Here is a 24,522-nt window from a genome sequence, read left to right on the forward strand (position 1 = left end):
GATCCTTGACATTCATTCGCAGATTAGAAGCCTATGTCCCTGATAGTTCTACTTCTTCTGCCTTTCATCGGCAGTTGTCTGGCGGCGCTTTTGCCGCACAACGCGCGCAACACTGAATCCCTTCTGGCCGGCCTGATAGCCCTGATCGGCGCGGTGCAGGTCGCCCTCTGGTACCCGCAGATCGCCCATGGCGGGGTCATTCGCGAAGAGTTTTTCTGGGTGCCGAGTCTTGGGCTCAATTTCGTGTTGCGCCTGGATGGCTTCGCCTGGCTGTTCTCGATGCTGGTGCTGGGCATCGGCACGCTGGTGTCGCTCTACGCCCGGTATTACATGTCGCCGAACGATCCGGTGCCGCGTTTCTTTTCGTTCTTTCTCGCCTTCATGGGGGCGATGCTGGGCCTGGTGATGTCCGGCAACCTGATCCAGATCGTGTTTTTCTGGGAACTGACCAGCGTCTTTTCCTTCCTGTTGATCGGCTACTGGCACCACCGCGCAGACGCCAGGCGCGGCGCGTATATGGCGTTAATGGTCACCGGCGCCGGCGGGCTGGCGCTGTTGGTAGGCGTCATGCTGCTCGGTCATGTGGTGGGCAGTTACGATCTGGATCGGGTGCTGGCCTCGGGCGATGCGATTCGCGCCCACGCGCTGTACCCGGTGCTCTTGACCCTGATTCTGCTCGGCGCCCTGAGCAAGAGCGCGCAATTCCCCTTCCACTTCTGGCTGCCTCACGCCATGGCGGCGCCAACCCCGGTATCGGCCTATCTGCACTCGGCGACCATGGTCAAGGCCGGGGTGTTTCTGCTGGCGCGGCTGTGGCCTGCGCTTTCCGGCAGCGAGCAGTGGTTCTGGATCGTCAGTGGCGCCGGCGCCTGCACGTTGGTGATCGGCGCCTATTCGGCGATCTTTCAGACCGACCTCAAGGGCCTGCTGGCCTACTCAACCATCAGCCACCTGGGCCTGATCACCCTGCTGCTGGGGTTGAACAGCCCACTGGCCGCCGTCGCTGCCGTGTTCCACATCCTCAACCATGCCACTTTCAAAGCCTCGCTGTTCATGGCCGCAGGCATCATCGACCACGAAAGCGGCACCCGGGACATCCGCAAGCTCAGCGGCCTGATCAAGTTGATGCCCTACACCGCGACCCTGGCCATGGTCGCCAGCGCGGCGATGGCCGGCGTGCCGCTGCTCAACGGTTTTCTCTCCAAGGAAATGTTCTTCGCCGAAACCGTGTTCATCACCTCCACCGCCTGGGTCGAGGCCGCATTGCCGGTGATCGCCACGGTGGCCGGGACTTTTAGCGTGGCCTATTCCCTGCGTTTCACAGTGGATGTGTTCTTCGGCCCGAAAGCCACTGACTTGCCCCACACGCCCCACGAACCGCCGCGCTGGATGCGCGTGCCGGTGGAGCTGCTGGTGCTGGCGTGCCTGGTGGTCGGGATTTTCCCCGCACAGTCGGTGGGCCCGCTGCTGGCCGCTGCCGCGCAACCTGTCGTTGGCGGCGAACTCCCTGAGTACAGCCTGGCGATCTGGCACGGCCTGAATGCACCGATGATCATGAGCCTGATCGCCATGGCGGCGGGCATCATTCTGTATCTGTCGCTGCGCGGCTCGTTCAAGCGCGATCGTTTCATCGGCCCGCCGCTGATCTGGCGCCTGAACGGAAAGCGGCTGTTCGAGCGGGTACTGGTGCTCAAGCTGATCGCCGCACGCAATCTGGAAAACCTGCTGACCACCCGCCGCCTGCAGGCGCAGTTGTTTCTGATGGTGTTCGTCTCGCTGGTGGTGGGTTTCGTGCCGATGTACGAAAGCGGCCTGAGCTGGGGCGAGCGGCCGAAGATTCCGGGCTCCGGGGTGTTCGTCATGCTCTGGCTGATCGCGATCGCCTGCGCGCTCGGCGCTGCATGGCAGGCCAAATATCACCGCCTCGCCGCCGTGACCATGGTCGGCGTGTGTGGCCTGATGACCTGTGTGACCTTCGTCTGGTTCTCCGCGCCGGACCTGGCCCTGACGCAACTGGCCGTGGAAGTGGTCACCACCGTGCTGATCCTGCTGGGCCTGCGCTGGCTGCCGCGCCGCAACGAAAACGTCGCCCCGCCGCCCACATCCCGCCATCGCGCAAAAGTGCGGCGGGTGCGCGACTTCATCCTGTCGGTGGCAGTCGGCGGCGGCATGGCCGTGCTGTCCTACGCCATGTTGACCCGCCCGACGCCCAACGCCATTTCCGAGTTCTACCTGAGCCGCGCGCTGGCCCAAGGCGGCGGCACCAACGCGGTCAACGTGATGCTGGTGGACTTCCGCGGTTTCGACACCTTCGGCGAAATCACCGTATTGGCGGTCGTCGCGCTGACGGTGTTCGCCCTGCTGCGCCGCTTCCGCCCTCCGAAGGAAAGCATCGCCCTACCCGCGCAACAACGCCTGCTGGCCCGCGATGTAGTCACTGATCTGGTCAACCCGCGCCACGCCACCGACACCGCACTGGGCTTCATGATGGTGCCGGCGGTCCTAGTGCGCCTGTTGCTGCCGGTGGCCTTCGTGGTCTCGATGTACCTGTTCATGCGCGGCCACAACCAGCCGGGCGGCGGCTTCGTCGCGGGGCTGGTGATGTCGGTGGCGTTCATTCTGCAGTACATGGTCGCGGGTACGCAGTGGGTCGAGGCGCACATGAGCCTGCGCCCGCTGCGCTGGATGGGCGCCGGTCTGTTCTTCGCACTGGCCACAGGGCTGGGCTCGATGGCCCTGGGTTATCCGTTCATGACCACCCACACCGCGCACCTGCATCTGCCGCTGCTGGGCGATGTGCACATCGCCAGCGCGCTGTTTTTCGACATCGGCGTATACGCGGTGGTGGTGGGTTCGACGCTGCTGATCCTCACCGCGCTGGCGCACCAGTCGGTGCGCAGCCATCGGCCGACCTCGCTGCCGCAGCCCATCGATCCGGCGCCCCCGGCCACCTCTCAAGGAGCCCTGTGATGGAAGAAGTCATCGCCATTGCCATCGGCGTACTCGCTGCCTCCGGCGTGTGGCTGATCCTGCGCCCACGGACTTTCCAGGTGGTCATGGGCCTGTGCCTTTTGTCCTACGGCGTCAACCTGTTCATCTTCAGCATGGGTAGCCTGTTCATCGGCAAGGAGCCGATCATCAAGGACGGCGTGCCGCAGGACCTGCTCAACTACACCGACCCACTGCCCCAAGCGCTCGTGCTTACCGCCATCGTCATCAGTTTTGCCATGACCGCGCTGTTTCTGGTGGTGCTGCTGGCCTCTCGCGGCCTGACCGGCAACGACCACGTGGACGGCCGGGAGGGCAGTGAATGAGTGTGATGAACCAACTGATCGTCACGCCCATCCTGCTGCCGGTATTCACCGCTGCGCTGATGCTGTGGCTAGGCGAAAAACACCGCCCGCTCAAGGCGCGCCTCAACCTGCTGTCCACTGCCGTAGGGCTGGGCATCGCCATCACCTTGATGATGTGGGTGCAGAAAACCGGCACAACCGGCTCTATTGGCGTTTACCTGCCGGGCAACTGGGCCTCGCCCTTCGGTATCGTGCTGGTGGTCGATCACCTCTCGGCGATGATGCTGGTGCTGACCGGCATCGTCGCTTTCTGCGCCCTGCTGTTCGCCATCGCCCGCTGGGATCGGGCTGGCGCCAGCTTCCACGCGCTGTTCCAGATCCAGTTGATGGGCCTGTACGGCGCCTTCCTCACGGCCGATCTGTTCAACCTGTTCGTGTTCTTCGAGGTGCTGCTGGCCGCCTCCTACGGCCTGATGCTGCACGGCTCGGGCCGGGCGCGGGTGTCGGCGGGGCTGCATTACATCACCATTAACCTGCTGGCCTCGTCACTGTTTCTGATTGGCGCGGCGCTGATCTACGGCGTCACCGGCACCCTCAATCTGGCCGACCTGGCGGTGAAGATTCCGCAGGTTTCGCCGGAAGATATCGGCTTGCTGCATGCAGGCGCGGCGATTCTCGCGGTGGCGTTTCTGGCCAAGGCCGGGATGTGGCCGCTGAACTTCTGGCTGGTCCCGGCCTACTCGGCGGCGAGCGCACCGGTGGCGGCGATCTTCGCCCTGATGACCAAGGTCGGTGCCTATACCCTGCTGCGCTTGTGGACGCTGCTGTTCTCGGGGCAAGCCGGAGATTCGGCGTTCTTCGGTGGCGAATGGATGATCTGGGGCGGCATGGCGACCCTCGCGGTGGCGGCGATCTGCATCGTCGCGGCGCAACGCCTGGAGCGTATGGCCAGCCTGTGCATTCTGGTGTCGGCCGGGATTCTGCTGTCGGCCACGGGCTTCGGTCAGCCGAGCCTGACCTCGGGTGCGCTGTTCTATCTGGTCAGCTCGACCCTGGCATTGAGCGCGCTGTTTCTGCTGGCCGAACTGGTGGAGCGCTCGCGCTCGGCCAACGACATCGCGCTGGACGATGACGCCGACCAGTTGCCCAAACCGCTGGAATCCCTGCACCCGGTGCCGGGCACCAACCTGGACGACGAACAGAAAGCCGTGGTCGGCCAAGTGATTCCCTGGACCATGGCGTTTCTGGGCCTGAGCTTTATCGTCTGCGCTCTGCTGATCATCGGCATGCCACCGCTGTCGGGCTTCCTCGGCAAACTCACGCTGATCAGCGCGCTGCTCAATCCGCTGGGGCTGGACGTGGCCAAGGACGAAGCCATTCGCGCCGACAGCTGGACCCTGGTGGCGCTGCTGATCATCTCCGGGCTGGCCTCGCTGTTCGCCTTCGTGCGGGTCGGCATCAAACGCTTCTGGACGCCACAGGAGCGGCCTTCCCCGCTGCTGCGCCGGTATGAGTGCATCCCCATCGTCCTGCTGCTGGGGCTTTGCATCGCCCTGACCTTCAAGGCCCAGGCGCTGTTGCGCTACACCCAGGACACCGCCCAGGCGCTGCACGATCCGCAGCAATACGTGCTGTCGGTGATGGCCGCCAAACCGGTGCCCAGCCCCACCGACATCGCCGAGGTGCAGCCATGAAACGTCTGTTTCCTGCGCCGCTTTTGTCGCTGTCACTGCTGGCGCTATGGCTGGTGCTCAACCTGTCCCTGAGTGCCGGCAACCTGGTGTTTGGCGCGCTGCTGGGCTTTCTCGCGCCGATCCTGTTCGCGCCGTTGCGTCCTTTGCCTGTGCGCATTCGCAAACCCGGTGTGGCCTTCAAGCTGTTCTTTCTGGTGGGGCGCGACGTGCTGGTGTCGAATCTGCAGGTGGGCTGGACCGTGTGGCGCGCGCGCAGGCAGTCGCCACGCTCGGCCTTCGTCAAGGTGCCGCTGGATCTTTCCGACGCCCACGGCCTGGCCGCGCTGTCGATGATCTGCACCGTGGTGCCCGGTACTGTCTGGTCCGAATTGGCGCTCGATCGCAGCGTGCTGTTGATGCACGTGTTCGATCTGGACGACGAGGCACGCTTCATCGAGCACTTCAAGCGCACCTATGAACGCCCCCTGATGGAGATTTTCCAATGAGCCCGCTGCTCGCCAACGCCATCCTGCTCACCCTGGGGTTGTTCACGGTGGCCATGGTCATGACCCTGATTCGCCTGTTCAAGGGCCCTTCGGCGCAGGACCGGGTATTGGCACTGGATTACCTGTACCTGCTGGCGATGCTCATGATGCTGGTGCTGGGCATTCGCTACGCCAGTGACACGTATTTCGAGGCGGCATTGTTGATTGCGCTGTTCGGCTTCGTCGGCTCGTTCGCCCTGGCCAAGTTCCTGCTGCGCGGTGAGGTGATCGAATGAATACGCTGCATGAGTTGCCATTCTGGGTCGAGGTGCTGACGGCCGTTTTGCTGGTGCTGAGCGGGTTGTTCGCGCTGACCGGGGCGATGGGGCTGTTGCGCATGAAGGACTTTTTCCAGCGCATGCATCCGCCTGCCCTGGCGTCGACGATAGGTGCCTGGTGTGTGGCGTTGGCGTCGATCATTTACTTTTCGGGGCTCAAGCAAGGGCCGGTGTTGCATGCCTGGCTGATTCCGATTCTGTTGGCGATCACTGTGCCGGTGACGACGCTGTTGCTGGCCAGGACCGGGTTGTTTCGCAAACGCATGGCCGGGGATGAGGGCGTGCCGCCCGAGGTGAGTGAGGGACGGCACGAGGGTCACTGACGTTCTCTTTTACCCGCGTTCAGTCTTCAAGCTCAGCCAAGCCCAGATGCTCTCGCAGCGTCGAGCCTTCATAGGCGGTGCGGAACAGCCCCTTGCGCTGCAAATGCGGGATCACGCTTTCGGCAAATTCGCTGAACGAACCCGGCAGATAGGCCGGAGAAATCACGAAGCCATCGCAGCCCCCCTGAGTGAACAGTTCGGCCAGTTGATCGGCGATCTGCGCCCCGGTGCCGATCAGTTGCGGCACGCGCACGCTGCTGGCGAAGATCCGGCCCAGCTCTTCCAGCGTCGTGTCCGCGCCCTGCATCAAGAGTTTTTCCGCAGCCGCAGGATGGATCGACGGCGCCCGAGCCACCTCGGCCAGCGTGGATGACAGCGAAAACGGCGACAAGTCGACATTCAACTGAGAGGCCAGGGTCACCAGCCCCAGTTCCGCGCGCGCCAAGGCATTGTGCCGGTCACGCTTGGCCCGCGCTTCGGCTTCGCTGCCGCCAATGAACGGCATCACCGCCGTCAGCACCTTGCAACTGTCGGCGTGGCGGCCCTGCTGCACCACCTGGCCGCGCACGTCCTCGCGAAACGCCTGCATCGCCCTGAGGTGCGGATGGATGGTAAAAATCGCCTCCGCCCAGCGCGCGCCAAAACGCCGCCCGCGCCCGGACGAGCCGGCCTGAATCAACACCGGCCGGCCCTGAGGCGTGCGCGGAATGTTCAACGGGCCATGCACCTTGAACCACTCGCCCTGATGCGCCACCGAGGTGATCTTCGACGGATCGGCCAGCACACCACTTTCCCGATCCAGCTTCAAAGCATCCGGCGCCCAGCTTTTCCAGAGCTTGAGCGCGACTTCGACGAACTCGTCGGCGCGGTCGTAACGCAGATCGTGCTCCAGGTGTTTTTCCTTGCCGAACAGGCGCCCTTCGCTGTCGTTCATCGAAGTGACGATGTTCCACGCCGCCCGGCCTTTGGACAGGTGATCGAGGGTGGCGAACTCCCGGGCGATGTGCGCGGGCTCGAAATAGGTCGTGGAGCGCGTGCATCCCAGCCCCAACTTGCTCGTCTGCCCCACCAGATACGAGAGGATCGGCAGAGGATCCAGCCGGGTCGCATCCTGCGCGCCATAGCGCAGCGCTACCTCGCGCGAGCCGCCCATCTGATCGCCCACCGCAAGCCGGTCGGCGAAAAACAGAAAATCGAACAGCCCCTCCTCCACCACCCGCGCAGTGCGCGCGTAGTAATCGGGGTCGAGGTAGTTGCCGACCGTCTCGGGATGACGCCAGGCCGCGTGGCTGTGGATAACCGGACCGCTGAGCAGGAAAGCCGAGAGGTGAATTTGACGACTCATGAATGCACTCCTGCCTTATTTACCTTGAGGCACCCAGACGGCGATGTCGGAAATCTTCAACGGCTTGGGAATCAGTTTCGCCTCGTAGTAGTAATCGGCGATGCGCTGCTGCTCGGCCAATTGATCGACCTTCACCGGCACGATGTCGTAGCTGCGGCGGCTGTTGGCCAGTTCTACGGTTTCCGGCGCGATATTGCCCCACAGCGGCGCCAGGTTCTTCGCGGCCTCCTGCGGATGGCCCTTGACCCACTGGCCAGCGTCATGAAGGGTGTCGAACACCACCTGCAACACCTCCGGGTGCGCTTTGGCGAAACTGGTGTTGGCGACATAGAAACGGTTGTAGTTGGCGACGCCGTCGGTGCCATCAGCCAGCACACGGACATGGTGCTCGCGCTGCTGGGTGGCCAGGAACGGGTCCCAGATCGCCCAAGCATCGACATTGCCGCTTGAAAACGCGGCCACGCCGTCCGGCGCTTCCAGGTACACCGGCTGGATATCGGCCAGGCTCAGGCCGGCCTTCTTCAGTGCCGAGATCAACAAAAAGTTGCTGCCCGATCCCTTGGAGACCGCCACGCGCTTGCCTTTGAGTTCGGCAACGCTGTGAATCGGTGAGCCGTCCTGCACGATGATCGCCTGGGCGCTGGGCGAAGGATTCTCGCGCGCGTAGTAGGTCAAAGGCGTATTCGCCGCCTGAGTGAACAGGGCGAAGGCGTCTGCCACGTCAGCGTGCAGGTCGACGCTGCCCGCATTCATCGCGCTCAACAGCCCGCTGCTGAACTCATGCCACTGCACGGTAAAGCCCAGCGGTTTGAGGCGCTGTTCGATCTGCCCGTCATTCTTGAGCAGCAGCCACAGCGTGGAAGAACGTTGGTAACCGATGCTGATGACTTGCTCGGCATGAGCGGTGACCGTTGCCAGCATCAGAGCGGCGGCAACGAAGAGTCTGCGAAGGGGCATGGCAATCCTTGAATGGGTCAAATGACGAAACGCTATGAGCACACGGGCTTAAAGTCATTTTCATTATAAAAATATCAAATGATTATGAAAGAAACGTATAGCTCTAAGCTTATGCCGCTCACACCAATGGAACGTCTGTTCACGGATATGGGTCTAGCCACTAGTAGCCCATCCGTCCATTGAGGGATCCACCTTGAACATTTTTGAAGCCCTGAGAGAAAGCCATGACCGGCAACGCGGCTACGCCGACGCCCTGATCCACACCCACGGCGAGAGCAAGGCACGCGTCGAAGCCTACAAACAGTTGAAAGCCGAATTGCAGGCCCATGAAACCGCCGAAGAGCGCTTCTTTTATGTGCCGCTGATGAAGTTCGATAACGGCGTCGACCTCAGCCGCCATGCCATCTCCGAGCACCATGAGATGGACGAGCTGATGGAAGAGCTGGATGAACTGGACATGTCCAGCCCGGCCTGGCTGGCCACCGCCAAGAAGCTGTCGGAGAAGGTGCACCACCACCTGAAGGAAGAGGAACAGAAATTCTTCCAGATGGCGGGCAAGCTGCTGGATGACAAGCAGAAGGAAAAACTGGCCGGCGGCTATGTGAAGGAATACGAAGAACAACTGGCAGAAGAATGACAGTCAGACATGAAAAAGCCCCGAACTGTCGGGGCTTTTTCGTACAGCGTGTCAGTCAAGGATCGACTTGCGCCATCATCTCCGGCACCGACTCCTGACGCTTGGCATAACGCTGGGCCAGGGATGCACAGACCATCAACTGAATCTGATGGAACAGCATCAGCGGCAGGATCAGCACGCCGATGGTACTGCCAGCAAACAGCACCTGCGCCATCGGCACGCCGGTCGCCAGGCTCTTTTTCGAGCCGCAGAACAGGATGGTGATGCGGTCCTCGATATTGAAACCCAGCAGCTTGCCCAGCACGTTGGAGATCACCAGGATCACCCCCAGCACCACGCAGCACACCACCACCAGGCCGGCAAGATCCCACGCCGGAATCTTGTGCCAGATGCCCTCGTTCACCGCTTCGCTGAACGCGCCGTAGACCACCAGCAAAATCGAACCCTGGTCTACGAACTTCAGCCAGCTCTTGTTACGCCCCACCCAGGCGCCGATCCAGCGCCGAGCGATCTGCCCGGCCACGAACGGCAGCAGCAACTGCACACTGATCTTGACGATGGCGTCCAGGGTCGAGCCGCCATCACCGTGCACGTTCAGCAGCAGCGTCACCAACAGCGGCGTCAGGAAAATCCCGAACAGGCTTGATGCCGCCGCGCTGCAGATGGCCGCCGGAATATTGCCGCGCGCCAGCGAAGTGAAGGCGATGGCCGACTGCACCGTCGCCGGCAGCGCGCACAGGTACAGGATGCCCATGTACAGGTCTTTGCCGATCAGCGGCGACAGCACCGGCTTGAGCGCCAGCCCCACCAGCGGAAAGATCACGAAGGTCAGACCGAACACCAGCAGGTGCAAACGCCAGTGGCCCGCGCCGGCGATGATCGACTCGCGGGACAATTTGGCGCCGTGCATGAAGAACAGCAGCGCGATCGCGATATTGGTCAGCCAGTTGAAGCCCACGGCCACTTGACCACTGGCGGGCAGGAAGCTGGCGATGATCACCACGGTGACCAGCGTCAGGGTGAAGTTATCGGGCAGGAAACGAGGACGGGTCATCTGATTTTTTCCGGATGTGCCAGGAACATGATCGCAACGATACGCCCCTGGCACACGACCGGCTAACGCCAGAAAGTCGATGAATAGCGGCTAACGGACACAAATGCTTACGACAGGCCGCCTTCGATCACCCGCAAGACCGTGACACGGCGTTTCCCCGGGTTATCGGCGATCAACTGGCTCAGGGCTGCCTGCCATTTGTGCACGTCCTTTTCCCGGGACAGCGCCATCAGGTGCTCCAGGCCCACCGCCTGCTGCGCCGTCGTGCCCGCACTCGTGCTGCCACCCTCGGCCATACGTTCACGCTTCAAAAGATTTGCTGCAATTTCCGAGAGGGTACTCAAGGCTGGCTCCATGGCACGCGCGTCGGAGGCGTGCCGAACATATCGGCGGGATGGGCGCAGGTCGGCGCGAGCGTCAATTTTTGATTGTCGCGGCCCCTGCCCCAGCGTCGCAGCAATGTTCAGACCACAACGATGGGCCGTTCGGGCAGTGGAGAGATGAGGTGATGAACGGTCGCAAGCCGCCGGTTCAGGGCGTTTGCACAGGCTCGACCGCCTGCGTGCGGTCGACCAGACGAATGCTGTCGCGCCCGCTGCGCTTGGACACATACAGCGCCGCATCGCCCTGCTCGATCAAGGCGCCTAGGCTCGCCGGCGGCTGGTCGAACAGGCTTGCGCCGATACTCAGCGTTACCGCCTCGGGGGTGGCAAACTCCTGGGAAGCAGCCGTGTGAAAGCGCTCGCGCAAGGTGCTGCCCAGCTCATGAATATGCGCGGCGGACGCATTGCTCAGCAGCAGCACGAACTCGTCCCCACCCAGCCGCGCGGCCAGCGAGCCATCGGGCAGAATCGAGCGGATCATCTCGCTCAGGGTGATCAGCAGCCGATCCCCGGCGGTGTGCCCATACAGATCGTTGACCGATTTGAAGTTGTCGATATCGATCAACAACAGCGCCCCCGGCCCTGCAGGCGAGACTTCTTCGAGCAGACGCGGCGCCCGCACTTCCAGCGCCCGACGGTTATATAAAGCCGTGAGCGGATCGCGCGCCGCCAGACGCTCGATGCGCTTCTCACGGCGATACCGCTCGGAGCCGGTCATCGACAGCGCGATCAGCATGATCGCAATCGCCCCCTCGACCAGGGAAATGCGGATGATTTCGCCGCCGAACGATGCCAGATCGATCAAGGTCCCCGGCACGATCGCCGTAATCACCTTGCACAAATAGAACAGCCCGTGGATCAGCAGCACATAGCGCAACTGCCCGGCGCCGACGCTGATGGTCTTGCCATGGGGGCGCAGCAGGAAACTGGCCTTGAGCGTCACCACCGCGATCATCGTCGACTGGATCGCCAGCATGACCTTCGACCACCACGGCTCGGCGGGCAAAAAGAGCATGCCCAGCCACAACAGAAAAATCAGGTACCAGGCCTTGTGCAGCCGCGACTCGGTGAACCGCACCACCCCCATCAGAAACAGGAAGTGCGCGGTGATCAGCAGGCCGTTGGCGAACCAGATCCCCACCACCAGAATGCCGCTGTTGCGCAACAGCGCGAGAATGCAGCCAATGCTGATGGTCGCGAACCCCGCGCTCCAGAACACCAGCGAAGGCTCGCGCACATTACCCCACTCGATCGCCAGGTACAGCGACGCTGCGGCCGCCAGGGCAATCGAAAGGGTCAGCATCGTGGAGGGATCGAGTGCCATGTACTGCCTGGGTCATGTGAGGTGCGAGAAAGAGCCGCAATTGTAACCGTTCAGGGCATTTTTTCGAGACTCTGGCGCCTCTGCCCTCCCGAAGAGTTGTATCGGGGGAGATACGACTTACTACATCGGCGCGTCGTGAAATGCCTTGAATGGGTCTTTTATGGGAAAGTTGTCCCGATCCAGACGCCAGAAACGACAAAGCCCTGAATAATCAGGGCTTTGTCGTATGAAATATGGCGGAGGCGCAGAGATTCGAACTCAGGGACCTGTTACAGTCGGCAGTTTTCAAGACTGCTGCCTTAAACCACTCGGCCACACCTCCGTTTTGTTGCGGGCGCCATAATACCGTAATGAAACAAGCTGTCAAACTCTCTGCCTCGCACCTTGCGCGGCCTCTGTTATGATCTTTGCAACTTGAGATTTCAAATCGCTCATTTCAACCACCAGGAGTAGCGCCATGCGCGAACAGGATTACGCAGTCAACAACCGCGTGCAGGTCGAGCAGCTAGAGGTTAGCCGCGTCCTGCGCAACACATACGGCCTTCTGGCCCTGACCCTCGCCTTCAGCGGCATAATGGCGTTCGTCGCGCAGCAGATGAACGTGCGCTACCCGAACGTGTTCGTGGTGCTGATCGGCTTCTACGGCCTGTTCTTCCTCACCGCCAAGCTGCGCGATTCGGTGTGGGGCATCGTGTCCACCTTCGCTCTGACCGGTTTCATGGGTTTCATCCTCGGCCCGATCCTCAACCGTTACCTGGGCATGCAGGGCGGCGCTGAAGTGGTGTCTTCGGCCTTCGCCATGACCGCACTGGTGTTCGGTGGCCTGTCGGCCTACGTGCTGATCACCCGCAAGGACATGAGCTTCCTGGGCGGCTTTATCACCGCCGGTTTCTTCGTCCTGCTGGCGGCGGTGCTGGCGAGCATGTTCTTCCAGATCAGCGGCCTGCAACTGGCGATCAGCGCAGGTTTCGTGCTGTTCTCGTCGGTGTGCATCCTGTTCCAGACCAGCGCCATCATCCATGGCGGCGAGCGCAACTACATCATGGCAACCATCAGCCTGTATGTGTCGATTTACAACCTGTTCATCAGCCTGTTGCAGATCTTCGGCATCATGAGCAGCGACGACTGATCGCCCTCAGCGCTCGAACGATGTAAACAAAAAGCCCGCTCCGGCGGGCTTTTTGCTGTCTCGCGTTCGTGAATTCTTTATCATGGCTTTCATTGTTCCATGTCGTTCCTCGCACCACTCGCTGACAGAGCCACCCATGAAGTTCGCCATCGCCCTCTATTCGCCCGCTCACGCGCCCTCCTCGCGCCGCGCCCTGCTGTTCGCCCAGGCGGCGCTGGAGGCAGGCCATGAGATCGTGCGGCTGTTCTTCTATCAGGACGGCGTGCACAGCGCTTCATCCAGCGTGGTCACGCCGCAGGACGAACTCGATGTGCCCAGCCAGTGGCGCGCCTTCGTGACTGACAACCGGCTCGACGGCGTGGTGTGCATCGCCGCGGCCCTGCGCCGTGGCGTGTTGAATGAAGAAGAAGCCGGACGTTACTCCCGCGCGGCAGCCAGCCTTGCGGCGCCGTGGGAGCTGTCCGGGCTCGGCCAGTTACACGATGGGATACAGGCGGCCGATCGCCTGATCTGTTTTGGAGGGCCATGAGATGGCCAAGTCGCTGTTGATCATCAGCCGCCAGTCGCCCTGGTCCGGCCCCAGCGCTCGCGAAGCACTGGACATCGCCCTGGCTGGCGGCGCCTTCGACCTGCCGCTGGGCATGCTGTTTCTCGACGATGGCGTGTTGCAGCTGGCGCAGTTGCAGAACGCCAGGGCGCTGCAGCAGAAAGACCTGACCGCCAACCTGCAGGCGCTGGAGATGTTCGGCGTCGAAGAGCTGTTCGCCTGCAGCACGAGCCTGGCCGAACGCGGCCTGGCAGCAGAAGGACTGAATGTCGAGCCGCTGAGTATCTTGAGCGACCGGGACATCACCGCGCTCATTGACCGTTATGACCAGGTGATCACGATCTGATGTCGACCTTGCACGTGTTATCCCATTCCCCGTTCGCCGATTCGCGGCTCAACAGCTGCCTGCGCCTGACGGGCAGCGCGGACGCCATCCTGCTGTGCGGCGATGCCCTCTATGCGCTCAATGCAGCCACTGCGCCGCGCCAGGCGCTAGAGGCTCGCGCCGAAGGCCTGCAATTGTTCGCGCTCGATGAAGACGCCAGCGCCCGCAACATCGAGTTGCCAGAATGGGTGAAAAGCGTCGACTACCCCGGCTTCGTCGCATTGTCGGTGCAGTACGACAAGGTCAACACCTGGCTATGAGCACACTCAACGTCAACGGGCGCGAGATTGCGCTGGATAAGGACGGCAACCTCGAAGACCTCAACGATTGGTCCTCCGAGGTCGCCCAGGCGCTGGCGCTGCAGGCTGACATCACGCTGACGCCCGAGCACTGGGAAATCCTCGAGGTGCTGCGTGCGTTCTACGCCGAATACCAGTTGTCCCCGGCCACGCGCCCGCTGGTCAAGTACACCGCCCTGAAGCTGGGGGCCGAAAAAGGCAACAGCTTGCACCTCAATCGCCTCTTCAACGGCACTCCCGCCAAACTCGCCGCCAAGCTGGCGGGCCTGCCCAAGCCGACCAATTGCCTATGACCGACTACGCCCCCCTCGTCCTGCAAACCCCTGCCGAGCACCCGTTCGCCGAATTCGTGCGCATTCTGGGCAAGGGTAAGCGCGGCGCGCGCAACATGACCCGCGAAGAAGCCCGCCAGGCCATGGGCATGGTGATCGATGGCAAGGTCGAGGACGCGCAACTGGGCGCGTTTCTGATGCTGCTGCGGCACAAGGAAGAAAGCGCCGAGGAGCTGGCCGGTTTCACCGAAGCGGTGCGCGAACGTTTGAAAGCACCACAGATGGCGGTGGACATCGACTGGCCGACCTACGCGGGTAAGAAGCGGCACCTTCCGTGGTATCTGCTGGCGGCCAAATGCCTGTCGCAGAACGGCGTGAAGGTACTGATGCACGGCGGCGGTGCCCACACGGCCGGACGCCTGTACAGCGAACAGCTGCTGGAGCTGCTGGGCATCCCGCTGTGCCGAAACTGGCAGGCTGTGAGTGAAGCGTTGAATGCGCACAATCTGGCGTTCATTCCCCTGGGTGACTGGGCGCCGCAACTGCAGCGCATGATCGATTTGCGCAACATTCTGGGGCTGCGCTCGCCGATTCACTCGCTGGCGCGCATTCTCAACCCGCTGGGCGCACGATGCGGGCTGCAAAGCATCTTCCACCCCGGCTATCAGGCGGTGCACCGCGATGCCAGCACGCTGCTGGGCGATCACGCCATCGTGATCAAGGGCGACGGCGGCGAGGTGGAGATCAATCCGGACAGCATCAGCCACCTTTACGGTACGACCGGCGGCCAGCCGTGGGACGAGGAATGGCCAGCGTTGTCGGAGCGTCGCCACGTCAAACCGGCCACCCTCGATCCGCAGCAACTGGTCGCCATCTGGAAAGGCGAAACCGAGGACAGTTATCCACAATTGGCGCTGATTTCCACCATCGCCCTGGCATTGCGCGGCCTTGGAATGCCCCGTGCAGAGGCCTTCGAACGCGCCGAGCAGTACTGGGCGAATCGGGATAAATCGATTTAATCGATCATTACACCCCACTCTTTGCGCTATTTCTTCGAACGATTGTCTTTAGACTGACCTCCAACGCACAACGGTGCACTCAATTTTGGAGTCAGACATGGGCCTTCTGGTGGAAGGACGCTGGCATGACCAGTGGTACGAAAGCAGCAAAGACGGGGCGTTTCAGCGCGAACAGGCCAAGCGCCGCAACTGGGTGACCGCCGATGGCCGCCCCGGCCCTTCCGGCGAAGGTGGCTTCAAGGCCGAAGCCGGCCGTTATCACCTGTACGTTTCCCTGGCCTGTCCGTGGGCCCATCGCACCTTGATCGTGCGCAAGCTCAAGGGCCTGGAAAAGCTGATCGAGGTGTCGGTGGTGAGCTGGCTGATGCGCGAGCACGGCTGGACCTTCGACAAGAACACCGGCTCGACCGGCGATGCGCTCGACGGCCACACCTACATGTATCAGCGCTACCTGGCCGACACCGCCGACTACACCGGCCGCGTGACCGTGCCAGTGCTGTGGGACAAGAAGCTGAACCGGATCGTCAGCAACGAGTCGTCGGAAATCATCCGCATGTTCAACTCGGCGTTCGACGAACTGACCGGCAATACCCTGGACCTGTACCCCGAGGCGCTGCGCCTGGAAATCAACCGCCTGAACGACCGGATCTACCCGGCGGTGAACAACGGCGTGTACCGCGCCGGTTTCGCCACCTCACAGGGCGCGTACGAGGAGGCGTTCGACGAAGTCTTCGCCGAGCTCGATACCCTGGAAAAGCTGCTGGATGAGAAGCGCTACCTGGCCGGCGAGTACCTGACCGAAGCCGATGTGCGCCTGTTCACCACGCTGATCCGTTTCGACGCGGTGTACCACGGCCACTTCAAGTGCAACCTGCGCCGCATCGCCGACTACCCGAACCTGAGCAACTGGCTGCGCGAGATGTATCAGCTGCCGGGCGTGGCCGAGACGGTGGATTTCAAGCACATCAAGCATCACTACTACGCCAGCCACGCGACCATCAACCCGACGGGTGTGGTGCCCAAAGGGCCAGATCAGGATTTCACCGGTGGGCATGATCGCGAGCGGTTGAGCGGGCACGGGATCATGAAAAACGCTTGAAAACGACGCAGCCTTCGTAGCAGCACGGCTTGCCGGCGGGAGCGATATGTCAGTCACATTAATGTCGACTGATACACCGCCCCGCCGGCAAGCCGTGCTGCTACGGGGGACAACAGCCGCTAAACGCTGCCTTGCGCCCCTTCGAACCACGCCAGCTTGTCCCGCAGCGTCACCACCTCGCCCACGATCACCAGCGTCGGCGCATGGACTTCATGCTCCGCCACCAATTGCGGCAGGTTGGCCAAGGTGCCAGTGAACACCCGCTGGTTGGCGGTGGTGCCTTGCTGAATCAGCGCAGCCGGGGTGTCGGCTGATCGACCGTGCTTGATCAGCTCGTCGCAGATGACCGGCAAACCCACCAGGCCCATGTAGAACACCAGCGTCTGCCCGGGCGAGACCAGGTCTTTCCAGGGCAGGTCGGTGCTGCCGTCCTTCAGGTGGCCGGTCACGAAACGCACGGATTGTGCGTAGTCGCGATGGGTCAGCGGAATCCCGCCGTAGGCCGCGCAACCGCTGGCTGCGGTGATCCCCGGCACCACTTGGAACGGAATGCCGTGGGCCGCCAGCTCTTCGATTTCCTCGCCACCGCGGCCAAAGATGAACGGATCGCCACCCTTGAGCCGCACCACGCGCTTGCCCTGTTTGGCCAGTTCCACCAGTTGCTGGTTGATCCGGTCCTGGGGCACGGCGTGATCCGCACGCTTTTTACCGACGTAGATGCGGTCGGCATCGCGACGGCACAGCTCGAGAATCGCGGGCGCCACCAGGCGGTCGTAGAGCACCACATCGGCTTGCTGCATCAGGCGCAACGCCTTGAAGGTCAGCAGATCCGGATCGCCCGGTCCTGCACCCACCAGGTACACCTCGCCGGTAGCCACCGGGGCTTCACCGTCGATCTTGGCCTGCAACAGGCGTTCGGCTTCGGCGCCCTGCCCGGCCAGTTGCCGATCGGCGATGGGCCCCTGAAACACGTCTTCCCAGAACGCCCGGCGTTGCTGGACGTTGGGAAACAGGTTTTTCACCTGATGGCGAAAGCGCGCCGCCAACCCGGCCAGATGACCGTAAGTGGGCGGAATCCAGCTCTCCATCTTGGCCCGGATCAGCCGCGCCAACACCGGCGCATCGCCGCCGCTGGACACGGCAATCACCAGCGGCGAGCGGTCGACAATGGCGGGAAAGATCACGCTGCACAGGGCCGGCGCATCCACCACGTTGACCGGCACCCCGCGCTGGCGAGCGTCAGCGGACACCTGGGCGTTGAGCGGCTCATCGTCGGTCGCGGCGATGATCAGCACACAACCGTCCAGATCCGCCACGCCGTAGCCGCGCAGAATCTGTTCGCCACCACTGCTGTCGATCAGCTCGCGCAGCTCCGTTCCGATCTCGGGTGCAACCACCCGCAGGACCGCGCCGGCGTCGGCCAGCAGGCGAGACTTGCGCAGGGCAATCTCGCCGCCGCCCACCACCAGTACCCGGGCACCGCGCAGGTTATGGAACAGTGGCAGAAATTCCATTTAGCCGATGACCTCGATGCCACCCATCCACGGCTTGAGCACCTCAGGCACACGGATCGAACCGTCGGCCTGCTGGTAGTTCTCCAGCACTGCGACCAGGGTACGGCCCACGGCCAGGCCGGAACCGTTCAGGGTGTGCACCAGCTCGGGCTTGCCGGTTTCCGGGTTGCGCCAGCGGGCCTGCATGCGGCGGGCCTGGAAGTCGCCACAGTTGGAGCACGAGGAGATCTCGCGGTATTTGTCCTGGCTGGGAATCCACACTTCCAGGTCGTAGGTTTTCACCGCACTGAAACCCATGTCGCCGGTGCACAGCGCCAGTACGCGATACGGCAGCTCCAGCAGTTGCAGGATGCGCTCGGCGTTGCTGGTCAGGCTTTCCAGGGCCTCCATGGATTTTTCCGGTTCGACGATTTGCACCATCTCGACCTTGTCAAACTGGTGCTGACGGATCATGCCGCGGGTGTCGCGACCCGATGCGCCCGCTTCACTGCGGAAGCACGGCGTGTGGGCGACAAATTTCAGCGGCAGTTGCTTGGCATCGACGATTTCGCCGGAAACGATGTTGGTCAGCGACACTTCGGCGGTCGGGATCAAGTACAGGTCGGCTTCGCCTTCGCGAGCGATCTTGAACAGGTCCTCTTCGAACTTTGGCAACTGGCCAGTGCCCTGCAGCGCAGGCGCCTGAACCAGATAAGGGGTGTAAGCCTCTTCGTAGCCGTGCTCGTTGATGTGCGTGGTGATCATGAACTGCGCCAGGGCGCGGTGCAGGCGGGCGATCGGGCCGCGCAGCAGCGCGAAACGGGCGCCGGACAGCTTGGCGGCGGTTTCGAAGTCCAGCCAGCCGAACTTCTCGCCCAGGGCGACGTGGTCCTTGACCTCGAAGTCGAACGAAGCCGGGGTGCCCCATTTGCGCACTTCGACGTTTTCTTCTTCGTCGGCACCGACCGGCACCGATTCGTGCGGCAGGTTCGGCATGCTCAGCAGCATGGCGTCGAGTTCGGACTGAATGGCGTCCAGCTCTTTCTTGCCGCTGGTCAGCTCTTCGGCCATGCGGTCGATGTCAGCCATCAGCGGCGCGATGTCTTCGCCGCGCTGCTTGGCCTGGCCGATGGATTTGGAACGGGCATTACGCTCGGCCTGAAGCTGCTCAGTGCGGGTCTGCACAGTCTTGCGCTGGTTTTCCAGCGCTTCGATGCGGGCCACGTCCAGTGTGAAGCCACGGGAAGCCAGGCGATCCGCTACGTCCTGAAGCTGGGTACGTAACAGTTTGGAGTCGAGCATTTCAGTGCCTCGTGATTGAATCAGGGTTTGTAAAATTCAGCGCTTTCTTGAGTTCAGCGCGATCAAAGCCGGGTCAGCGAAAGGCCTGCCCAGGTCGCCAGCAGCCCGCCCAGTACGCTGATCAACGCGTAGCCGATGGCCAGTGGCGCCTGCCCGCTTTCCAGCAGACGAATCGTGTCCAGCGAAAACGACGAAAACGTCGTCAGGCCGCCGAGAAAGCCGACGATCAGGCCGGCGCGCAACTCGACCGGCACGTCCGGGCGAATCAGAAACAGCCCGTACAACACGCCGATCAGCAGGCATCCCACCAGGTTGACCGCCAACGTTGCCGTGTAGAAATGCCGTGGCCAGTTCGCGGACACCAGGTTGGCAGTGGCAAAGCGCAATAATGTACCAGCCACGCCGCCAACCGACACGGCAAGAATCAACTGAATCACTCTTTTCTCCGCTGACGAGGGCTGGCGCGGTCGAGTGCGGCCAGATGCTTGAGTTTTTCGCCGATCTTCAGCTCCAGGCCGCGAGGCACCGGCTGGTAATACTGGCGCGGTTCGAGCGCTTCCGGGAAATAGTCTTCGCCAGCGGCATAGGCGTCGGGTTCGTCGTGGGCGTAGCGGTATTCTTCGCCATAGCCCAGTTGCTTCATCAGCTTGGTCGGCGCGTTGCGCAGGTGCAGCGGCACTTCCAGCGAGCCGTGCTCGGCAGCGTCACGCATCGCCATCTTGAAGCCCATGTACACCGCATTGCTCTTGGGCGCACAGGCCAGATACGCAATGGCCTGGGCCACTGCCAGTTCGCCTTCCGGGCTGCCGAGACGTTCCTGCACGTCCCAGGCCGACATGCACAGCGGCAGCGCGCGCGGGTCGGCGTTGCCGATGTCCTCGCTGGCCATGCGCACCACGCGGCGGGCCAGGTACAGCGGGTCGCAGCCGCCGTCGATCATGCGCGCGAACCAGTACAGCGCAGCGTCAGGGTTGGAGCCGCGGATGGACTTGTGCAGCGCCGAGATCTGGTCGTAGAAAGCTTCGCCGCCCTTGTCGAAACGACGGCGGCTGTCGCTGAGCAGGCTTTGCAGCAGCTCGGGCGCGATTTCGCTGTCGTCGTCGGCCAGGTCCGCGGCGTTCTCCAGCAGGTTGAGCATGCGCCGACCGTCGCCGTCAGCGGCAGCCAACAGCGTCTGGAACGCTTCGTCCCCCAGGCTCAGGTGCCGCTTGCCCAGCCCGCGGTCCTCGGTCAGCGCGCGGTCGACCAACTGGCGCAACGCCGCCTCATCCAGGCTCTTGAGCACGTAGACCCGGGCCCGGGACAGCAAGGCGTTGTTCAGTTCAAACGAGGGGTTCTCGGTGGTGGCGCCGATGAAAATCAGCGTGCCGTCTTCGACATACGGCAGAAACGCATCCTGCTGCGACTTGTTGAAGCGGTGCACCTCATCGACGAACAGAATGGTCCGGCGGCCGTACTGGCCCGCCTGCTGCTTGGCCACCTCAACCGCCTGGCGAATCTCCTTCACACCCGCCAGCACTGCCGACACGGTCTCGAAGTGCGCATCGGAAACCTTGGCCAGCAACCGCGCCAGCGTGGTCTTGCCCACGCCGGGCGGCCCCCAGAAGATCATCGAATGCAGCGCACCCTGCTCCAGCGCCTCGCGCAGGGGCTTGCCATGGGCGAGCAGGTGCTGTTGACCGACGTACTCGTCCAGGTTGGTCGCGCGCAAACGGGCGGCCAGTGGCTGGGCAATCGGCTCGCTGCTGAACAGGTCCATATACGACGGTGCAGCCTCTTATTCCTGAATGACGTCCGCGCCTTTCGGGATCTGGAACTGGAATTTGCTCGCCGCGACAGGCTCGTTGGCCTTGACGCCGGTGAACAGGATATTGGTGCGCTGGCCCACGCTGTCGATCAGTTGCATGTCGTTGATCATGCCGTTGCGAAACGACAGGCGCAGGTTGTCGAACAAGGTGTCCTTGGATTTGGGCTTGAGCACGAAATCGATCACGCCGCCGGCTTCCTTGGCGGTGATGTCGAAGCTCTCGCTGATTTTCGACACGTCACCGGACAGCAGCAGGGCTGGAGTCTGGGTCAGGCGCTGGTCAAGGGTCTTGATGGTGACCTGCTCCAGGTCCGGGTCCCACAGCGAAACTTTCTTGCCATCGGACACCATCAGTTGCTCTTGCGGCGCGTCGGTGTGCCAGTAGAACAGGCCCGGGCGCTGCAGGGTCATTTCGCCGGAGGTTTCCTGCAGCTGCGTGCCGCCACCGTCGAGGGTCAGCTGGGAGAAGCGGCCGCTCAGGGTCTTGGAGTTTTCCAGCAACTGGGTCAGGCGCGCCACGTCCTTGCTGTCAGCGTGTGCGGGGATTGCGGAAACAGCCAGTGCAGATAGCAACAACATGCGGATAACGCGCATGAGAGTCCTCTTTGAGTTCAGTTAACGCGCAATGGCGCCCTTTGGGGCGCCATTGCGTCACTTGCGACGACAGCAGTGTCAGTCACGCATGGGGGCTGGCGCAATCACTTCACGCGAGCCGTTGGTGTTCATCGCCGTGACCACGCCGGCCATTTCCATCGCCTCGATCATGCGTGCGGCGCGGTTGTAGCCGATCTTCAGCTTGCGCTGTACCGCGGAGATCGACGCGCGACGGCTTTCCAGCACGAAGTTGACCGCCTCGTCGTACAGCGCGTCGGTCTCGCTGCCTTCGCCGCCGTCGCCACCACCGCCGCCTCCTTCGAAGCCACTGCCGGCTTCTTCGACGCCATTGAGAATGTCGTCGTTGTATTGCGGGGTGCCACGCAGTTTCCAGGCCTCGACCACGCGATGAACCTCGTCGTCGGAAACGAACGCGCCGTGGACGCGGATCGGCAGGCTGGTGCCCGGCGGCATGTAGAGCATGTCACCGTGGCCGAGCAGCTGTTCGGCGCCGCCCTGGTCGATGATGGTCCGCGAGTCGATCTTGCTCGACACCTGAAACGCCATGCGCGTCGGGATGTTGGCCTTGATCAGACCGGTGATCACGTCCACCGAAGGCCGCTGGGTCGCCAGGATCAGGTGAATACCCGCCGCACGGGCCTTCTGGGCGATACGGGCGATCAACTCTTCGACCTTCTTGCCGACGATCATCATCATGTCGGCGAATTCGTCGACCACCACGACGATGGTCGGCAGCTTGGTCAACAGCGGCGCTTCGTCGTGAATGCTTTCGCGGTGATAGAGCGGGTCCGGAATCGGCGTGCCGGCGTCTTCGGCTTCCTTGATCTTGTGGTTGAAGCCCGACAGGTTACGCACGCCCATCTTGGCCATCAGCTTGTAGCGACGCTCCATCTCGGCCACCGACCAGCGCAGGGCGTTGGCGGCGTCCTTCATGTCGGTCACCACCGGGCACAGCAGGTGCGGGATGCCTTCGTAGATCGACAGCTCGAGCATTTTCGGGTCGATCATGATCAGCTTGGCGTCTTCGGGGCCGGACTTGAACAGGATCGACAGGATCATCGCGTTCACACCCACCGACTTACCGGAACCGGTGGTACCGGCCACCAGCAGGTGGGGCATCTTGGCCAGGTCGGTGATGATCGGCTTACCGCCGATGTCATGGCCCAGGGCCAGGGTGACCGGCGACTTGAAGTTGTCGTACTCGGGGGTCGACAGCACTTCGGAGAAGCGCACGATCTGCCGGTCTTCGTTGGGAATCTCGATACCCACCGTGGTCTTGCCGGGAATCACCTCGACCACCCGCACGCTGGTCACGGCCAGCGAACGCGCCAGGTCCTTGGCCAGGTTGGCGATGCGGCTGACCTTCACGCCGGCAGCCGGTTGAATTTCGTAACGGGTAATGACCGGGCCTGGATGGATCGAATCCACTGAGACTTCGACGCCGAATTCCTTGAGCTTGATTTCCAGCAGATGCCCTACGGCCGCCAGGGATTCTGGCGAGTAGTTCATCTGTTTCTTTTCGGCCGGGTCGAGAATCGAGATCGGTGGCAGTGTGCCTTCCACCGCGCTGTCGACGAACAGCGGCACCTGTTTTTCCTTCTGCACGCGCTTGCTCGGCTCGGGCGGACGGGTCGCAACCGGGGCGATCACTGCCGGAACGTGCTTCTCGCGGGCAGTCATGTGCTCGGCCAGGGCCTGTTCGCGCTCGATGATGCGCTCCTTGGCCTTGACCTGCTCGCGACGGTCCGGCACCACCGGCGCCACGACTTCGTCGACGCGCATGTCGACCTCGCGCAACTGCGCAACCATCTGCTTGCGCTCGTTGCGCTCGGCCCACCAGCGGTTGATCGCGCCCTGGAACAGCTCGAACAGGTCCAGGGTGATCTTGCCGGTGGTGTCCATCACCTTGAACCACGAGAGGTCGGTGAACACCGTCAGGCCAAACAGGAACAGGGCGATGAACAGCAAGGTGCTGCCCTGCACGTTCAGCGCGCGCTTGGCCAGATCGCCCAGGACCTCGCCCAGCACGCCGCCGGCCGAGCCTGGCAGGCCCGACGCCGAATGAAAGTGGATATGCGCCAGCGCAGCGCCGGCCAGCACCAGAAACACCAGGCCGATCAGCCGCCAGGAGAACAGCCAGCCGCTCCACTGCCACGGTTCGTGGCGCTGACGGAACACCTGATAGGCCTTGATGCCCAGCAGCAGCGGGAAGATATAGGCGAAATAGCCCAGCACCATGAACAGGATGTCAGCGCAGAAAGCGCCCGCGCGCCCGGCCGCGTTCTGCACCTGCGCCGAGCTGCTGGTGTGGCTGAAGCCCGGATCGCCCTGATCGTAGGTCAGCAAGGCCATGATCAGGTACAGGCACAGGAAGCCGAATGCGATCAGCGCACCTTCCTTGAGCCGGTAGTGCAAATGCTGCCGCCAGAGCGGAACGGGGCTGGGTGCTGCGGTGGATTTCTTCAAAACGCTTCAATTCCTGCGCGTTCGCGCGAACATCTCGTGGTTGACCCTGCGTCGAGGTTGACTAAGCGCCATTGCTTCGACGAAATAGTGCTGACCGATCCCTGCCGTGGGCGAGGCGAAAACAAATGTGAACCCACGCTCGACAGGCGATTTGAAATGAGGTTAAACAACATCGGGCATTGTACGGATTTGCACGCCGCACGCCACGTTAGTCTGGCGTGGACCTTGCCGATCTTCAAGTTTCGCTGATGACAAACGATTTGAGCATGCATTTTCT

25 protein-coding genes and 1 tRNA gene are annotated in these 24,522 nt (G+C 62.6%); 14 read left to right on the forward strand and 12 right to left on the reverse strand.

Annotation, left to right across the window (positions count from 1 at the left end; translation table 11 throughout):
- The first annotated feature begins 33 nt into the window (after nt 1-33).
- From AC1MEK_RS24520 to AC1MEK_RS24545, 6 genes are read left to right on the forward strand one after another with little or no spacing between them, the layout of a single operon-like run.
- Nucleotides 34-2,970 carry a monovalent cation/H+ antiporter subunit A gene (locus AC1MEK_RS24520; RefSeq protein WP_480398862.1) on the forward strand — a complete coding sequence of 979 codons (2,937 nt, stop codon included), beginning with the start codon at nt 34-36 and terminating at the stop codon, nt 2,968-2,970.
- Nucleotides 2,970-3,314: a Na+/H+ antiporter subunit C gene (locus AC1MEK_RS24525; protein ID WP_108237088.1), complete on the forward strand. Its 345-nt coding sequence runs from the start codon at nt 2,970-2,972 to the stop codon at nt 3,312-3,314. Before AC1MEK_RS24520 ends, AC1MEK_RS24525 begins: the two co-directional genes overlap by 1 nt.
- Nucleotides 3,311-4,987, forward strand: coding sequence for a monovalent cation/H+ antiporter subunit D (locus AC1MEK_RS24530; RefSeq protein ID WP_480398863.1), 1,677 nt, complete (start codon nt 3,311-3,313; stop codon nt 4,985-4,987). Before AC1MEK_RS24525 ends, AC1MEK_RS24530 begins: the two co-directional genes overlap by 4 nt.
- The gene (locus AC1MEK_RS24535) at nt 4,984-5,472 is read left to right on the forward strand and encodes a Na+/H+ antiporter subunit E (protein ID WP_480398864.1); all 489 of its coding nucleotides are present in this window, start codon (nt 4,984-4,986) and stop codon (nt 5,470-5,472) included. The genes AC1MEK_RS24530 and AC1MEK_RS24535 overlap by 4 nt, the downstream gene beginning before the upstream one ends.
- Nucleotides 5,469-5,747: a K+/H+ antiporter subunit F gene (locus AC1MEK_RS24540; RefSeq protein WP_480398865.1), complete on the forward strand. Its 279-nt coding sequence runs from the start codon at nt 5,469-5,471 to the stop codon at nt 5,745-5,747. The genes AC1MEK_RS24535 and AC1MEK_RS24540 overlap by 4 nt, the downstream gene beginning before the upstream one ends.
- Entirely contained in the window at nt 5,744-6,112 is a 369-nt protein-coding gene (locus tag AC1MEK_RS24545) for a Na+/H+ antiporter subunit G (RefSeq protein WP_480398866.1), read from the forward strand. Before AC1MEK_RS24540 ends, AC1MEK_RS24545 begins: the two co-directional genes overlap by 4 nt.
- A 19-nt stretch (nt 6,113-6,131) precedes the next feature.
- On the opposite strand, the gene AC1MEK_RS24550 is transcribed toward AC1MEK_RS24545, so the two are convergent.
- Together AC1MEK_RS24550 and AC1MEK_RS24555 are read right to left on the reverse strand one after the other, a co-directional pair.
- On the reverse strand, nt 6,132-7,457 hold the full coding sequence (locus AC1MEK_RS24550; RefSeq protein WP_480398867.1) for an LLM class flavin-dependent oxidoreductase: 1,326 nt from the start codon (nt 7,455-7,457) through the stop codon (nt 6,132-6,134).
- Between the two features lie 15 nt (nt 7,458-7,472).
- Nucleotides 7,473-8,414 (reverse strand): aliphatic sulfonate ABC transporter substrate-binding protein, encoded by a 942-nt coding sequence (locus AC1MEK_RS24555; protein ID WP_480398868.1) that lies wholly within the window; start codon nt 8,412-8,414, stop codon nt 7,473-7,475.
- Between the two features lie 193 nt (nt 8,415-8,607).
- Here AC1MEK_RS24555 and AC1MEK_RS24560 point away from each other — a divergent pair, with 193 nt between their 5' ends.
- Nucleotides 8,608-9,051, forward strand: coding sequence for a hemerythrin domain-containing protein (locus AC1MEK_RS24560; RefSeq protein ID WP_480398869.1), 444 nt, complete (start codon nt 8,608-8,610; stop codon nt 9,049-9,051).
- Nucleotides 9,052-9,106: 55 nt separating this feature from the next.
- On the opposite strand, the gene AC1MEK_RS24565 is transcribed toward AC1MEK_RS24560, so the two are convergent.
- The 4 genes from AC1MEK_RS24565 to AC1MEK_RS24580 all read right to left on the reverse strand — a co-directional run bounded on the left by AC1MEK_RS24565 (nt 9,107) and on the right by AC1MEK_RS24580 (nt 12,134).
- A complete protein-coding gene (locus AC1MEK_RS24565) occupies nt 9,107-10,105 on the reverse strand; it encodes a bile acid:sodium symporter family protein (RefSeq protein ID WP_480398870.1) in 999 nt (332 codons plus the stop codon).
- 107 nt (nt 10,106-10,212) lie between these two features.
- Entirely contained in the window at nt 10,213-10,449 is a 237-nt protein-coding gene (locus AC1MEK_RS24570) for a hypothetical protein (protein WP_480398871.1), read from the reverse strand.
- A gap of 187 nt (nt 10,450-10,636) precedes the next feature.
- On the reverse strand, nt 10,637-11,812 hold the full coding sequence (locus AC1MEK_RS24575) for a GGDEF domain-containing protein (RefSeq protein ID WP_480398872.1): 1,176 nt from the start codon (nt 11,810-11,812) through the stop codon (nt 10,637-10,639).
- Between the two features lie 234 nt (nt 11,813-12,046).
- A tRNA-Ser gene (locus AC1MEK_RS24580) sits at nt 12,047-12,134 on the reverse strand.
- 135 nt (nt 12,135-12,269) lie between these two features.
- On the opposite strand from AC1MEK_RS24580, the gene AC1MEK_RS24585 reads away from it, so the two are divergent.
- The 7 genes from AC1MEK_RS24585 to AC1MEK_RS24615 all read left to right on the forward strand — a co-directional run bounded on the left by AC1MEK_RS24585 (nt 12,270) and on the right by AC1MEK_RS24615 (nt 16,562).
- The gene (locus AC1MEK_RS24585; protein WP_480398873.1) at nt 12,270-12,941 is read left to right on the forward strand and encodes a Bax inhibitor-1/YccA family protein; all 672 of its coding nucleotides are present in this window, start codon (nt 12,270-12,272) and stop codon (nt 12,939-12,941) included.
- A 136-nt stretch (nt 12,942-13,077) separates the two neighbouring features.
- Nucleotides 13,078-13,470, forward strand: a complete 393-nt coding sequence (gene tusD / locus AC1MEK_RS24590) for a sulfurtransferase complex subunit TusD (protein WP_480398874.1) — start codon at nt 13,078-13,080, stop codon at nt 13,468-13,470.
- Nucleotide 13,471: 1 nt separating this feature from the next.
- Complete coding sequence (gene tusC / locus AC1MEK_RS24595; protein ID WP_480398875.1) at nt 13,472-13,834, forward strand: sulfurtransferase complex subunit TusC; 363 nt, start codon at nt 13,472-13,474, stop codon at nt 13,832-13,834.
- A complete protein-coding gene (gene tusB, locus AC1MEK_RS24600) occupies nt 13,834-14,133 on the forward strand; it encodes a sulfurtransferase complex subunit TusB (RefSeq protein ID WP_480398876.1) in 300 nt (99 codons plus the stop codon). Before tusC ends, tusB begins: the two co-directional genes overlap by 1 nt.
- Nucleotides 14,130-14,465, forward strand: a complete 336-nt coding sequence (locus AC1MEK_RS24605) for a TusE/DsrC/DsvC family sulfur relay protein (RefSeq protein WP_480398877.1) — start codon at nt 14,130-14,132, stop codon at nt 14,463-14,465. Before tusB ends, AC1MEK_RS24605 begins: the two co-directional genes overlap by 4 nt.
- The gene (locus tag AC1MEK_RS24610) at nt 14,462-15,463 is read left to right on the forward strand and encodes a glycosyl transferase family protein (protein WP_480398878.1); all 1,002 of its coding nucleotides are present in this window, start codon (nt 14,462-14,464) and stop codon (nt 15,461-15,463) included. Before AC1MEK_RS24605 ends, AC1MEK_RS24610 begins: the two co-directional genes overlap by 4 nt.
- Nucleotides 15,464-15,560: 97 nt before the next feature.
- Nucleotides 15,561-16,562, forward strand: a complete 1,002-nt coding sequence (locus AC1MEK_RS24615; RefSeq protein ID WP_480398879.1) for a glutathione S-transferase family protein — start codon at nt 15,561-15,563, stop codon at nt 16,560-16,562.
- Between the two features lie 119 nt (nt 16,563-16,681).
- On the opposite strand, the gene cysG is transcribed toward AC1MEK_RS24615, so the two are convergent.
- From cysG to AC1MEK_RS24645, 6 genes are all read right to left on the reverse strand, one after another.
- Nucleotides 16,682-18,076, reverse strand: a complete 1,395-nt coding sequence (gene cysG, locus AC1MEK_RS24620; RefSeq protein WP_480398880.1) for a siroheme synthase CysG — start codon at nt 18,074-18,076, stop codon at nt 16,682-16,684.
- Nucleotides 18,077-19,357: a serine--tRNA ligase gene (serS, locus tag AC1MEK_RS24625; RefSeq protein ID WP_480398881.1), complete on the reverse strand. Its 1,281-nt coding sequence runs from the start codon at nt 19,355-19,357 to the stop codon at nt 18,077-18,079.
- Nucleotides 19,358-19,419: 62 nt separating this feature from the next.
- A complete protein-coding gene (gene crcB / locus AC1MEK_RS24630; protein ID WP_480398882.1) occupies nt 19,420-19,794 on the reverse strand; it encodes a fluoride efflux transporter CrcB in 375 nt (124 codons plus the stop codon).
- Nucleotides 19,791-21,116, reverse strand: coding sequence for a replication-associated recombination protein A (locus tag AC1MEK_RS24635; protein ID WP_480398883.1), 1,326 nt, complete (start codon nt 21,114-21,116; stop codon nt 19,791-19,793). The genes crcB and AC1MEK_RS24635 overlap by 4 nt, the downstream gene beginning before the upstream one ends.
- An 18-nt stretch (nt 21,117-21,134) precedes the next feature.
- The gene (gene lolA / locus AC1MEK_RS24640; protein ID WP_480398884.1) at nt 21,135-21,758 is read right to left on the reverse strand and encodes an outer membrane lipoprotein periplasmic chaperone LolA; all 624 of its coding nucleotides are present in this window, start codon (nt 21,756-21,758) and stop codon (nt 21,135-21,137) included.
- A 78-nt stretch (nt 21,759-21,836) separates the two neighbouring features.
- On the reverse strand, nt 21,837-24,245 hold the full coding sequence (locus tag AC1MEK_RS24645) for a DNA translocase FtsK (protein ID WP_480398885.1): 2,409 nt from the start codon (nt 24,243-24,245) through the stop codon (nt 21,837-21,839).
- Between the last annotated feature and the right edge of the window lie 277 nt (nt 24,246-24,522).

This window comes from Pseudomonas sp. 2 (genome assembly GCF_056627435.1).

What these genes read in the sequence shown, in the direction of transcription:
- AC1MEK_RS24535 (WP_480398864.1), top strand. Translation starts at nt 4,984, where the DNA reads ATGAAACGTCTGTTTCCTGCGCCGCTTTTGTCGCTGTCACTGCTGGCG.
- AC1MEK_RS24550 (WP_480398867.1), bottom strand. Translation starts at nt 7,457, where the DNA reads ATGAGTCGTCAAATTCACCTCTCGGCTTTCCTGCTCAGCGGTCCGGTT.
- AC1MEK_RS24525 (WP_108237088.1), top strand. Translation starts at nt 2,970, where the DNA reads ATGGAAGAAGTCATCGCCATTGCCATCGGCGTACTCGCTGCCTCCGGC.
- lolA (WP_480398884.1), bottom strand. Translation starts at nt 21,758, where the DNA reads ATGCGCGTTATCCGCATGTTGTTGCTATCTGCACTGGCTGTTTCCGCA.
- AC1MEK_RS24555 (WP_480398868.1), bottom strand. Translation starts at nt 8,414, where the DNA reads ATGCCCCTTCGCAGACTCTTCGTTGCCGCCGCTCTGATGCTGGCAACG.
- AC1MEK_RS24635 (WP_480398883.1), bottom strand. Translation starts at nt 21,116, where the DNA reads ATGGACCTGTTCAGCAGCGAGCCGATTGCCCAGCCACTGGCCGCCCGT.
- AC1MEK_RS24575 (WP_480398872.1), bottom strand. Translation starts at nt 11,812, where the DNA reads ATGGCACTCGATCCCTCCACGATGCTGACCCTTTCGATTGCCCTGGCG.
- AC1MEK_RS24540 (WP_480398865.1), top strand. Translation starts at nt 5,469, where the DNA reads ATGAGCCCGCTGCTCGCCAACGCCATCCTGCTCACCCTGGGGTTGTTC.
- AC1MEK_RS24610 (WP_480398878.1), top strand. Translation starts at nt 14,462, where the DNA reads ATGACCGACTACGCCCCCCTCGTCCTGCAAACCCCTGCCGAGCACCCG.
- tusD (WP_480398874.1), top strand. Translation starts at nt 13,078, where the DNA reads ATGAAGTTCGCCATCGCCCTCTATTCGCCCGCTCACGCGCCCTCCTCG.
- serS (WP_480398881.1), bottom strand. Translation starts at nt 19,357, where the DNA reads ATGCTCGACTCCAAACTGTTACGTACCCAGCTTCAGGACGTAGCGGAT.
- AC1MEK_RS24605 (WP_480398877.1), top strand. Translation starts at nt 14,130, where the DNA reads ATGAGCACACTCAACGTCAACGGGCGCGAGATTGCGCTGGATAAGGAC.
- tusB (WP_480398876.1), top strand. Translation starts at nt 13,834, where the DNA reads ATGTCGACCTTGCACGTGTTATCCCATTCCCCGTTCGCCGATTCGCGG.
- cysG (WP_480398880.1), bottom strand. Translation starts at nt 18,076, where the DNA reads ATGGAATTTCTGCCACTGTTCCATAACCTGCGCGGTGCCCGGGTACTG.
- AC1MEK_RS24520 (WP_480398862.1), top strand. Translation starts at nt 34, where the DNA reads ATGTCCCTGATAGTTCTACTTCTTCTGCCTTTCATCGGCAGTTGTCTG.
- AC1MEK_RS24615 (WP_480398879.1), top strand. Translation starts at nt 15,561, where the DNA reads ATGGGCCTTCTGGTGGAAGGACGCTGGCATGACCAGTGGTACGAAAGC.
- AC1MEK_RS24530 (WP_480398863.1), top strand. Translation starts at nt 3,311, where the DNA reads ATGAGTGTGATGAACCAACTGATCGTCACGCCCATCCTGCTGCCGGTA.
- AC1MEK_RS24545 (WP_480398866.1), top strand. Translation starts at nt 5,744, where the DNA reads ATGAATACGCTGCATGAGTTGCCATTCTGGGTCGAGGTGCTGACGGCC.
- AC1MEK_RS24565 (WP_480398870.1), bottom strand. Translation starts at nt 10,105, where the DNA reads ATGACCCGTCCTCGTTTCCTGCCCGATAACTTCACCCTGACGCTGGTC.
- tusC (WP_480398875.1), top strand. Translation starts at nt 13,472, where the DNA reads ATGGCCAAGTCGCTGTTGATCATCAGCCGCCAGTCGCCCTGGTCCGGC.
- AC1MEK_RS24585 (WP_480398873.1), top strand. Translation starts at nt 12,270, where the DNA reads ATGCGCGAACAGGATTACGCAGTCAACAACCGCGTGCAGGTCGAGCAG.